The following is an 11,755-nucleotide window of genomic DNA, read 5'->3' on the forward strand; positions in this document are numbered from 1 at the left end:
CTTCTTAATTCTCAGAGTTTACGCCATGCCTCGATGTCCTCCCCGTAGGTGGCAAGGTGCTGCCGGGCGATGTTCTCCACCAGTCCAGACACGCTCATCCGCCGCTCGCCGAACATGCGTACGATACGGTCGAGGGCATCGCGCGTACTGCGGCTGAGGAACACGGGCTTGCGGTCTTCGATGGTCGGAACGGTGAGAAAGGCTTCCTTGTATTCCTCCAACGATGCCCGGCGTTGCTTGCCGCTGATGCGGCGTACCACCTGCGGAGTTTCATCCGTCTGTTCCGGTACGGCTTCACTTAACTTTTCCTGTACAACCTCGCTTGCCTTTTCCGGCTGTTCCTTTGTGTCGGCAGGCTGGGGCTCGGGCTTCGGTGTTTCCATACTCGGCTTGTTGCCTAAAAAATCCTGCAATGTTGCATCCATACTCTGGCTGCTTACGTTCTTCTTCATACTTGTTTGAATTTAGTGTTTAACAATGTTGGTCGTTGTGCGCACATTTGACCGATTATCAGTTGCAAAGGAAATGGCTGTATTGCAGGCTGTCAAACGAATGGGCGGACTGTGGCAACAATGTTTGGTTTTGCACTTTACGCATTGTCGGAACGGTGCGTGCTGCATCGTTTTGCCATTGTGCGAGAAATGGCATTAGGATTTTTAAGGGCTTAATTGGAATGGTTGGAACAGATTTAAGGACATGGCTTGGCGTGAAACAGATGAAGCTCCTTTCAAGAAGTATAGGAATCCGAAGAACGCCACAGGCTACCACACCGACGCCAAATGCTGCCACGCAGGTGCAAAGCGGTTGGATTATGCCGGACTTCGCTTTTCTTTGCACCACGGACGCTTGGAACAGCCGTTACGTGTTCGGTGGATAACGCCACTCCCGACCACTTGCTGCCACAAGCTGCCACCTCATTGCAAATCCATTGTTTCAAGCGGACAACGGCTTTACTTTGCAGGCAAAAAGAAGAACAATTAGTAAATATAATGAGTATGGAAGTAGTAATCATTTCAAAAAGCAAGTATGAAGAAATGGTCGGCAAGCTCAACCGCCTGTCCGACCGGGTGAATGAAATCCTCCACAAAAGGGAGGGAAAACGGCTCAGCCGTTGGATGGACAACCAAGAAGTCTGCCAACAGTTGCGCATCAGTCCGCGAACTTTGCAGACGCTCCGCGACAACGGTACGCTGGCTTACTCGCAGATAGGGCACAAGATTTTCTACAAGCCGGAGGATGTGCAGCGCATCGTCCGGCTCGTGGAGGACAGACGTAAGGATGCAGCCTATCGTGGCTGTAGCATCTAATCAGACAACACAATGTACAACCACTAAATCCACTGTAAATTATGAACGACTTGATTCTTGCCGACCGTGAACTGGAGGTCGGCTTCATCGGAAAACTGGATGCCTTGTTTGATGGCATCGAAAGAATGGATGCGAGTCATAAGGCTTCGCCAAGTAACGAACAGTTCTTGACGGACAAGGAGGTGTCGGCATGGCTCAAGGTGAGCCGACGCACCTTGCAGGACTACCGCAATAATGGGATGGTGTCCTACTACCAGTTGGGCGGAAAAATCCTGTACAAGGAGTCTGACATCGAAAATCTGTTGATGAGCGGCTACAGGAACGCTTACCGCATGGAAACGTAAATCTGAATGTGCAAAAACAAAGAAAGCCGATGGGCGGACAATTTACTTGTCGCCATCGGCTTTCTTTGTGTAATGTTATATCTTTTACTGCTAACACGTACACCGTGGACTGGTTACGGACAGCGAAAAGAACAAATTTACAGGTTTTTCACGACTTGCTGTGTACAGCCTTTCCATGATGAACTTTCGAAAAGCTATTGCCTCGCGGCTTCGCAACCTGAACGCTACGGCAATCACCATTTCAAGGCTGTACACGTCATAGCGAATCCTGCCGTCCTGCCTGACGTGCCGCACCGTTTCCTCTTCCGACAATTCATTGTTTTTGTAAATGGCAGCAATAGTCTTACGAATATAGCAGCCGAACACGTTGAACGCATCGCACATTTCTTGCTGCGTCATCCATACGGGAGCGGTCGGCATCGTGACCGCCCCGTTTTCAGTAATTGTGATTATTCCCCTGTCCATAATGTATGTTTTTAATGTTTTCCTTATCCTTGTTCCATTCCTGCATACGGAACTTGTTGCCTATGCGCTGTGTCAGTTTCTTCATGTCCTCGTCCACTTTCTGATGGGTCAGTCGGGCGTAGATTTGTGTGGTGTTCATGCTCTTGTGTCCCATCATTTGGCATACGGTTTCCAGCGGAACTCCCTGAGAGAGTGTAATCAGGGTGCCGAAATTATGTCTTGCCATATGGTAGGTAAGCCGATGTTCTATACCGCATACTTTGGCAAGTTTAGGCATGTTGTTGGTCATGGCTGAGCGGCAGGGCATATTGAAAAGTTTATCGCTTTTCCGTTCGCACTCGTATTTTTCCATGATATTCCGTGGAACATCAAGGAGAAGTATACTGCACTCGCTTTTTGTCTTTTGGCGTTTGAATTTTATCCAAAGATTTCCTTGTCCATCCCTACTTAAGTTGGAAACATCCAGATTGCACATATCCGCATATGCGATGCCAGTGAAGCTGCTAAAGACAAACAGGTCGCGGACAAAACACAGGAACTTTTCCCGGATAGGCGTGTTCATCAGCCTCTGCAACTCGTCCGTTGTCAGATGGCGGTACTTCCTCAACGCCTTTTCAGGCGAGAACGAAGCAAACGGATTGTATTGGATTGTACCTTGTGCCATTGCCGTCCTTGTCATTGTTTTCAGCATGATGATGTGGTTTTCTATGGTCATGCCTGAAAATCCTTTTTCTACACGCAAGTAATGGTCGTACTTTTCGATGAAGGCATAATCCAATTGCTTGAGAGGGATGTCCTCAATGCCATAATGTTCACGGATAAAATTCTGAAGATTGCAATAAGATGTCTTATGACTTCTCAGAGTGCTTGGCGCACGGTTGATTCCCACACGTTTGGCAAAGTCTTCTATATACTCACGATACAGCTCCAACAGCTTCCGCTTGTGTTGCCCGATGCCGTTCACGGCGTTCTTGACAAGTTCTGCTGTGATATACCCCTGTTCGTCAAGAATTTCTTTATAATAACGGCGTATGTCCTCTTCAAGCCTGTCTATCTTGGCATTGGTTTCTTTGGCGGTGCGGCTTTTGCCTGTCAGACGGTATGCCTTGGCATCCCACAAGTCAGGTTGCACTTCCATTTTCGTGGAGAACTGTGCGACCTCGGTGTTGATGGAAATCCTGCCCATGAGCGGACACAAGCCGTTTTTCTTCACCTTTTGTCGGTTGATATAAAACAATACGGCGAAAGTATTGTAAGCGGTCTTTCTCTCCTGTCTCATGGTTTCATCCTTTTGGTACGTTTGATTTGGGGTGTTGAAATAACAACTTCCGCCATTTTATTGTCTGTCAACTCGAACTTGTTACCGATACGTTCTTGCAACCTGCCCATATCCTCGCTTACCTTGTCGTTGGTAAGATGCGCATAAATTTGTGTAGCCCTCCAGTCGCGATGTCCCATCAATTCACGCACTGTATCAAGCGGAACACCCTGAGAAAGAGTGATTACCGAGGCGTATGTATGGCGGGCAAGATGAAAGGTCACCCGGCGTTCGATTCCGCATATTGACGCTATCTTTTTCAGATTAATGTTCGTCTTGCTGCAACTGAGCATCGGGAAAAGCCTGCCATTTGGAGCTATGCCACGGTACTTGGCAATAAGTTCCAATGGCAAATCCAGCAATGGAATATGGAAAGGCGTTCCTGTCTTTCTACGCGCACTATGAATCCACCATATCCCGTCCTCCGCTTTCAAAAGGTTCTTTTGGGTGAGATTGCGTATGTCGCTGAAGGCGATGCCTGTGAACGCGGAAAAGAGAAACACGTCACGCACAAGATTGAGGTTCGGTTTCGGCAATGGAGTGTTCATCATCTGTTCCAGTTCCTTTTCTGAAAGGAACTTCGGAACAATCTGCGGATAATCAAACGTATAACCGTTAAAAGGGTCTTTACGCAAAAGTCCGTCATTGAGTGCCGACTTGATGACGCTGCGCAAACGTCCGATAATGTTGTTCACTGTTCCCAATGCCATTTTCAGGTCTGCACGGAGATAGAGGTCAAAAGAGGAAACGAAGGACGGAGTGAGAGCTTGAAATGGCATATCCTTAACATGATATTTCTGCCTAAGAAAATTTTTCAAGTGGTTCAATGCCACACCATACCGCTTATAAGTTTCCACTTTACGGTTTGTGCCGACTTTCTCGTAAAACCGTTCATTACATTTGCCATAAAACGATACAAGGGTTTCCTGCTCGGATGAGATGCCCTGAAAGGCATTTTTCACTTCCAACGCTGATACGGTTTCCTTTTTCGCCAACAAATCCTTGTAAGCGGAATGGATGTCCAGTGAAATCCTGTCAAGCTCCTTGTTGGTGGCTGCGGCTGGCTTGCTTTTGCCCACAGCCCTTCCAGACTTGACGTCCCATAGAGAGGGAATGACATACACCTTGGTGCTGAACTGTACCATTGACTTGCCGATACGGATTCGTCCCAAGATAGGTACCGTCCCATCGGCTCTTTCCTCGTTCTTCTTGAGGTAAAACGTTACTTTTAATTCTTCCATAAACAGCTCTATTTTTTGTTCGCAAAATTACAGTCAATAGAGCTAATCATCCGTTTGCAGAATGGTGCGGACAAGTGCAAGAAAATCCGTTGAGAAACTATTTTAACCCATTATGGAAAGGAAAGCCTCACAAGCAGGCTAAACCGTTGTCCTACAACCTTGCTGAAAGGATTTTGGAGAGGCTTCTTTCGCTATAAACAGGTAATGCATTCGTAACGGAAAGTCTGCATAAATCCGCTGCATCTTGCTTTTTTGCCACTTGGCAGCAATAAGAAGAAAATGGAAGTTTACACGTGTGATTCAGTGAGTTACGTTATTTGTCGCAATCTTGCTTTTTTGATGCTCGATTTAGAAACCAGCGGACTTCTCTATTCTGCAATGTTCTGCATCAATCAAAAGAACGCTTCTCTCATTTGCAAAAGTAGTGTTTTTCTCCCTCACTGCCAAAACTATTCCTCTAAAGAATGAAGAAATTATACTTCACCAACACAATAATCCTATTAGCAACAGAAAAATTAGTGTTAGGTGTAAAGAACTTCTAAGATATTCTCTGCCAATTTTAAATCATAAATGCATATGGCATTATTTTCATCAGTGTTGTAACCAAGATAGTTGACACTGCCATACCATATCAAGGATTTGTCAATGATTACAACATCAATAGCCAAGGAATCATTAACTCTGACATTTGCTCCTGTTTCTTTTAACCGTTCTTCCTTTTCCAAATCACTTCTGATTACGGCAATGACTTCCACACCTCGTGCCAACAAGTCTTTCAGCATATCAAGCACAGATGAACGTTTAGAAAACCAAAGTTTTGTTGCGGAAATAACGACCGAACGTTTTGCTTGAGACAAATCATTGAAAAACTTACCTAGATATGTATGACCGTTAAAAATAACGCTATGGCTTTCATTGAATATGTTCATTGGCTCATTTGATTTTATCTGATAACCCACAGATGCATATCCACGTAGCCTCCGCTTGTACATGACATCACACATTGGTATGCGAATGTCGATATAATCGTAAATCCGAACTTCCTTTTTGCCCGGATACTCCCGATGCAAACGCCCTGCATATTGTGCAATAATGCCTTTCCAAGAAACGGGCAGGGCTAAAAACAGAGTGTCCAACCGAGGATAGTCGAAACCTTCACCCACATATTTCCCTGTCGCTACTATGACAAGCGGTTCCGTAGGAGAAATACCTTGTAGCAATTCCATTTTCTGATGTTTTTCTCTTGCCGATTCAGAACCGATAAGAGTAACAACATACTTGCAATAGGGAGCTAAGGCATTTGCCAATGTTTCGACATGGGTGGTAAGATTTGTCAATACTATGGGAGAACGTCCTTCCGTTAATGTCTTACGCACATCGTCTATGATAAGATTGTTCCGATTTTCATCTTTGACCATTTTCTGAATCATTCGTGCATAAGTGGACTTATCATCCGTCAATTCTCTGTAAGCAGTGAAACGGGGAACAAGCAGGCGCGTGAATGTTTGGGAGGTCATTTGGACCTTTGCATCTGCCGAATAGCGGATAGGGCCGCATTGCATGAAAATAATAGGCTGGTGCCCGTCCTTGCGGATTGCGGTAGCTGTCAGTCCATAGACATAACTGGCATTGGCATACTTCAATATCCGTTCAAAATTCACTGCTGATACATGATGGCATTCGTCCACAATCAGCATTCCGTAATTCCGAACAAAAGATTTCACCCCGTTGTCTTCCAAACAGGATTGCATCAAGGCAATGTCTATTTTCCCATGCAGTGAATTTCCCTTAGAATCCAATGTACCGAACGGTGAAAAGGCTTTTTTACGGCCACGTTTCTTTGGAGTATCTTCTTCCGTAAAGTCTATTTCCAAAAATTCTTCCAAACGGGATTTCCATTGGTCCAATAAAGCTTTAGTGTGTACAAGTATCAGCGTATTTACTTTCCGTTCAACAAGTAGGCCAATAGCCGTAACCGTTTTTCCAAATGCGGTAGTGGCATTCAATACCCCGTTGTCATGTGCTGTCAAACTGGCTATGGCTGCTTTCTGCTCTTCACGGAATTCGCCTTTAAACCTTACGGTTACGTTCTCTCCATGATTGGTCTTATCCTCTATCCGGTAGGTGATTTGGTTGCTTTCCAAAAGAGCAACAACCGCATCTTCACATCCACGGGGCAGGGTGATGTAATCCTCTTCCATATCGGCACAGGAAATGATACAGGGAATGTTGTAAGTAGACAAGCGCATACCTCGTCTGGCATAAAACTCCGGATTCTTGAATGAGGCAATCCGTTTCAGATGGTTGATTGCTCTTGCGGAAAACCCAGACAAAGGGATGTATAGCATATTGGAGCGTATGAGAATAGGATTAGCAGGAAAATCGTTAGGAGTGATTTTCTGAGGTACCGGAGTCTCCCACGGTTTGGATTCACTGGTAGTGGACAATTCACCCAAATCGGAATCTGTCCTATGTTTAGCCAATATTGCATCAATCATTGTTTCGGAAATCCGTTTTATCTGAAGTAGATAGTCCCACTGGTCCTCGTAAACTGTAAAATTCTCGTTTACAAATACGCTGTTTCCTTCTTTGCGTGCTTTCCCTTGTAATGGCAACGCCACCAGATTCCCGAAACCACCCTCTGGCAATCTGTCTTGATTGGGAAAGAAACGGTCGTATGATTTGAAAGTCATCCGCCCGTATCTTTCCATCGCTTCTGTCAATATTGTATTTCCAAGTCTTCGCGCTTTGGAAGCAGGCAATGACTGTTCAAAGAATATCCATACATGTGCACCGTTTCCGGAGCGGGAGCGCTCGATGGAACAAGGAATATCCCAATCTTTACAGACCCCGACATACGCCAACACATCTTTCTCGTATCCATGTTCGCAAGACTTGTCATCGAAATCCGCACACAGAAAATTGCAGTTGTTGTCGGCAAGAATGGCATAGGCTCCGATTACATCCTGTCCGTCTGGGTCTTTCCCTTCAAGATGCCGGTATATATCCTCATACACTAACGGTTTGAACAACCTGTTGGGACATTCTGCGCACTTATACTTTTTCTTGTCACACAATTGCCTGTCCCATTCATTCCGGCACACTGGCTGGTAACCTGATTTTCCGCTTGTCCTACTGTACCATCTCCGTGCAAACACATCCTCGCGTCCCTTGAACAGATTACGGAATACACTTACTTTTTCTTCCAAAGACAAATGTTGCTTCGTAATGGGCTGTGTCATATGAATATCCTTGCTATTTAGTAATGCCTGTAGCCTATCTACCTCCTTATGAAGAAACTCATTCTCCATAAGAAGCTTGTTGTATGCAGCCAACAGTTCTTGGTATGTAATCTGCTTTCCCATATCATTCAAAGCAATGGTGTCATATATAAAGGCATATACACAATCCCATCTTCTATTTTCATATCCTTATCGTGAAGCACGTAGGGCGTGGATAACTGGGAGCCGTATTTGGCGATACACTTCCTCAACGAGTTCAGTGTGTAGCGCTGTCCGGATTTTACCTCAATAGGTGAAATGTTATGCCTGCTGGTCGTTATAGGTTTGGCTATCAGGAAATCAATTTCCATACGGTCTTCGGCTGATGTCCGGGAACTGTTGCTGAAAAAGTAGAGTTTGTGTCCTGTCGCCCGAAGCATTTGCGCCACAATGTTCTCCACCAACATACCTTCGTTTACTTCCAGCTTGTCAAACATCAGTTTACGGTAAAGGTCCGCACTTACGATTCCACGTTCGTCAAAGGCGTGGCTGATGAGCAGCCCGGTATCACCCATATAACATTTCAGCGTTGTACGTTCTTCATTCAGTTTCAAGCCGATACTCGGTTCGGTCGAATTATAACAACAGTTAATTATTTTAGCGTCACTCAGCCAAAAGAAAGCCTGTGAATAATCACGCATACGGGCTTCACTCTGCAATGCGGATAAGACAAACTTCTTTTCGTGTTTCTGCAATTGCCCCGGAATCTCCTCAAAGATAGCGGCAACTTTCGTTTCCTGATTGTCCGCATATTGGCGGATGTCATTGCGGTAAAGAGCCAATATATCGCGCTTCACCTCATCTACCTTTTCAAAATCCCGCGTTTCCACATATTTCTGTACAGCCTGTGGCATTCCTCCGACAATCAGATATTGCCGGAAATAGTCCATTGCCCGGCGGTGGAAAGCCTCCATCGGAAGACGTTTGTCAAACCGCATCCGGATGTAAGACATCAGCATTTCATCACCCATTGCCCACAGGAATTCCTCAAAGTCCATCGGAAACATTTCAATGGCATGTTCTTCGGATGGCAACATGATGTCCTTGACATTCTTCTTAATAGAAATAAGCGAGCCAGTCTCAATATAGTCATAACGCCTGTCTGCAACCAAGTGCTTGATGGCTGCACGGGCACGGGGGCAGAACTGTACTTCGTCGAATATGACCAAGGAACGGGCTTCCTCGCCTTTCGTCTGGCGGGGAGTAAGTTTCCGCCTGAAGTAAAGTTCCAGACTCATGAAAAGCATATCGAGGTCATCCAGATAAAGGTTGAAAAACTCCATTACCTGAGGATTTACCTTGCTGAAGTCCACCAGAATGTAAGACTCGTATTCTTTGCGTGCAAATTCTTCCACGATATAACTTTTCCCTATACGCCTGGCTCCTTCTATCAAAAGGGCAGTATCACCCTTATGGTTTTTCTTCCATTCCAACAGTTTATCATATATCTTTCTTTTCATAATTCACCTATTCACCTTTATTGTCTGATTAATATTTCACGTATTCGAGATTATTATGTCTGCAAATATACACATTTTCTTGGATTAGAAAGAATTTCAGGATGTTTTCATTTCAATTATTCCTTTGATATCGCCACATTGAAAGGCGAACTCATTGTACCACCGATTTACTTCCTCTGAACTCTACTCCTCTAAATCCGCGCCCCATTGATGAAACTTTTATTTGAAGTTTCGCTGTTGTAAACCAGCACAACAGCACGACAGCAAACCAGCATATCATTGAAACCATGTTGCTTCCTATCTGCATTGAATTACTTTCTTGGTTGTCGGGTTCTGTTCTTCATTGTTTTAGCAAACCATTGGTTTGCTGAATTTGTAAACAAGCGAGGATGTATTTGCTCAAAATAGCATTTCCTTATTGGTCTAATGTCTGTTTTGGCTGTGATTGGCACATATTGACATCCGAATTGGCACTATTGTCTGTTTCTCAGAAGGATGAAAATCCGGCTTTGTTCTCTGTAAGCTCAATAAAGTGCAGGCTTGCACACCGCCCTCATTCCATTTCTTCTTTTGGCAGCTTGGGCATCGGGAAACGATGCTTTAAGAATGAGAATAACAGCATTTTTTCAATCCGTTTGCTGACGGATTATTGATTTCACGAGAAATCAGCAAGGTGTCCTTCGAGTTACTCGAAGGCTTTTCGGTTACTGCCGAAAAGTGGCAGCAGCAAGGTATGTTTTGAGTTACTCAAAACGTTTCGGGTTACTCCGAAAACCTTGCCGCCGGGTTGCCTCTCCGAAGTCGGGCAACCTGTGATTTTTTAGAATTTTGCGCTTGACGAGTATAACATGTTACGATGAGGATTTCCCGAACATCCTTGCCAATAAAGATAATCTCTTTTTGGGCATCTTGGTATCGCTTCCTTTCCGATACACGGCTTTCAGCGAGCCGTCCTTATATGCTTCTATTTCGTCCCGCGTCCATTCGCTTTCAGGCAAATCTCCAAGGAACAGTCGGCATCCGTTCCCGGCAATGACGGGTATTGTACAGAGGATAATTTCATCCAGCAGATGCATACGTGCCATGCCGTTGATGATACTTGCGGTCGTGGTGTTGGCTTCTATAAAATAAGTTGTGGAGGTCTTGTCAAGCACCAGCATGGTGAGGGAGGTATATTCAGAGAGCGGACGGGCGGTTCTCTTCATTTTGGCAATTCCGAACCTGTCCGGCATGTCGGTACTGGCAAGCCATTTCTGTGCTTCCCCTGAGCAGTCTGCAAGGCATCCGTCCATCGTGAGAACGGCGAATAATACGACTTTTCCCATTCGGTCTCTTTTAGTGGTGGTTATGACCGAAAGTCGTCATACGAAAATAGCGTGCAAATCACACTACCTTCAAGCGACGGCTCTGGAATGCCTTTACGGAACGTACGTGACTGCACGCTATGCCGAGGCATAGCATAAGCATCACGCAATCGCTTCCGTAGTTCCAATTTTCCAGATTTATAATGTAAAGGTGTGAAATGAAAACAACATCCAAACAAGTGCAAAGAAAATGGCTTTATTACAGGGATTTATAAGGGTATTGTTATTTGCAGTTGTTTTCATTGTTTGCAGTTGTTTGGTTCTTTTTTGGTGCATTTTTGTTTCTTGTTTGTTCCTCGTTTTGGATTATTATTCGTACCTTTGTGGCAGAAGAAACAAAGAGGGATTTCCTATGGCACGAATAAGACAACCTAAAAAAGTGAAGGAGCCTGTCCGCCTTCGGATGAAGGACTTGAGCGACGGGAGCAAGAGCCTGTATCTGGACATATACCGTAACGGCAAACGGACCTATGAATATCTGAAGATGTATCTCATCCCGGAAACCGATGAGAATGCACGCAGGCGGAATAAAGCGACAATGAATGCCGCCAATGCCATCAAGTCGAAACGCATTATCGAAATGACCAACGGTGAGGCCGGTATTGAGAACGAAAAGGAGAAAGTCTTTCTGCTGGACTGGATGCAAACCTACAAGGAGAATCAGGAAAAGAGGGGAAAGAAAGACGAGAACCAGATTAAGGTGGCCATCCGCATTATCGAGGACTATGCGGGGAAAAAGGTTACGCTTGACCAGATAGACAAGGCGTTCTGCCAGGGCTATATCGACTATCTGATGATGGAATACCGTCCGAGAGGCAAGCGAGTGTCGAACTTCACGCTCAAGAATTATTACCGGGTGCTGAACAGCGCCTTGAACGCGGCTGTCCGTGCGGAACTCATGAGGTCGAATCCCTTTGACAAAATAGACAAGTCGGACAAAATCCGGCTGCCGGAAAGCAAACGCTCCTACATGAC

The 11,755-nt window shown here is 45.2% G+C and carries 11 protein-coding genes; 4 read left to right on the top strand and 7 right to left on the bottom strand.

Annotated elements, in window-relative coordinates:
* Positions 1 to 11: 11 nt before the first annotated feature.
* Positions 12 to 452: a DUF3408 domain-containing protein gene (locus tag B5F34_RS13515; RefSeq protein ID WP_087340050.1), complete on the bottom strand. Its 441-nt coding sequence runs from the start codon at positions 450 to 452 to the stop codon at positions 12 to 14.
* Between the two features lie 244 nt (positions 453 to 696).
* Here B5F34_RS13515 and B5F34_RS17415 point away from each other — a divergent pair, with 244 nt between their 5' ends.
* From B5F34_RS17415 to B5F34_RS13525, 3 genes are read left to right on the top strand one after another with little or no spacing between them, the layout of a single operon-like run.
* The gene (locus B5F34_RS17415) at positions 697 to 981 is read left to right on the top strand and encodes a hypothetical protein (RefSeq protein ID WP_117910950.1); all 285 of its coding nucleotides are present in this window, start codon (positions 697 to 699) and stop codon (positions 979 to 981) included.
* Between the two features lie 14 nt (positions 982 to 995).
* Entirely contained in the window at positions 996 to 1,307 is a 312-nt protein-coding gene (locus B5F34_RS13520; RefSeq protein ID WP_087340054.1) for a helix-turn-helix domain-containing protein, read from the top strand.
* A 41-nt stretch (positions 1,308 to 1,348) separates the two neighbouring features.
* Positions 1,349 to 1,651, top strand: coding sequence for a helix-turn-helix domain-containing protein (locus B5F34_RS13525; RefSeq protein ID WP_087340056.1), 303 nt, complete (start codon positions 1,349 to 1,351; stop codon positions 1,649 to 1,651).
* Between the two features lie 90 nt (positions 1,652 to 1,741).
* On the opposite strand, the gene B5F34_RS13530 is transcribed toward B5F34_RS13525, so the two are convergent.
* The 6 genes from B5F34_RS13530 to B5F34_RS13555 form a co-directional block, all read right to left on the bottom strand.
* Positions 1,742 to 2,116 carry a virulence RhuM family protein gene (locus B5F34_RS13530; RefSeq protein WP_087340058.1) on the bottom strand — a complete coding sequence of 125 codons (375 nt, stop codon included), beginning with the start codon at positions 2,114 to 2,116 and terminating at the stop codon, positions 1,742 to 1,744.
* Positions 2,088 to 3,395 carry a site-specific integrase gene (locus B5F34_RS13535; protein WP_087340061.1) on the bottom strand — a complete coding sequence of 436 codons (1,308 nt, stop codon included), beginning with the start codon at positions 3,393 to 3,395 and terminating at the stop codon, positions 2,088 to 2,090. Before B5F34_RS13535 ends, B5F34_RS13530 begins: the two co-directional genes overlap by 29 nt.
* Positions 3,392 to 4,675: a site-specific integrase gene (locus B5F34_RS13540; protein WP_087340065.1), complete on the bottom strand. Its 1,284-nt coding sequence runs from the start codon at positions 4,673 to 4,675 to the stop codon at positions 3,392 to 3,394. The genes B5F34_RS13535 and B5F34_RS13540 overlap by 4 nt, the downstream gene beginning before the upstream one ends.
* A gap of 521 nt (positions 4,676 to 5,196) precedes the next feature.
* Positions 5,197 to 8,040, bottom strand: coding sequence for a DEAD/DEAH box helicase family protein (locus B5F34_RS13545; protein ID WP_087340069.1), 2,844 nt, complete (start codon positions 8,038 to 8,040; stop codon positions 5,197 to 5,199).
* A 5-nt stretch (positions 8,041 to 8,045) separates the two neighbouring features.
* The gene (locus B5F34_RS13550) at positions 8,046 to 9,416 is read right to left on the bottom strand and encodes an AAA family ATPase (RefSeq protein WP_087340072.1); all 1,371 of its coding nucleotides are present in this window, start codon (positions 9,414 to 9,416) and stop codon (positions 8,046 to 8,048) included.
* 851 nt (positions 9,417 to 10,267) lie between these two features.
* Entirely contained in the window at positions 10,268 to 10,741 is a 474-nt protein-coding gene (locus tag B5F34_RS13555; protein ID WP_239448971.1) for a hypothetical protein, read from the bottom strand.
* A gap of 391 nt (positions 10,742 to 11,132) precedes the next feature.
* Between B5F34_RS13555 and B5F34_RS13560 the strand changes: the two genes are divergently transcribed.
* The coding region (locus B5F34_RS13560; RefSeq protein ID WP_204245610.1) for a phage integrase SAM-like domain and Arm DNA-binding domain-containing protein at positions 11,133 to 11,755 on the top strand (623 nt) is incomplete at its 3' end.

The sequence above is a fragment of the Mediterranea sp. An20 genome, from assembly GCF_002160055.1.
GTDB lineage: Bacteria > Bacteroidota > Bacteroidia > Bacteroidales > Bacteroidaceae > Bacteroides > Bacteroides avicola.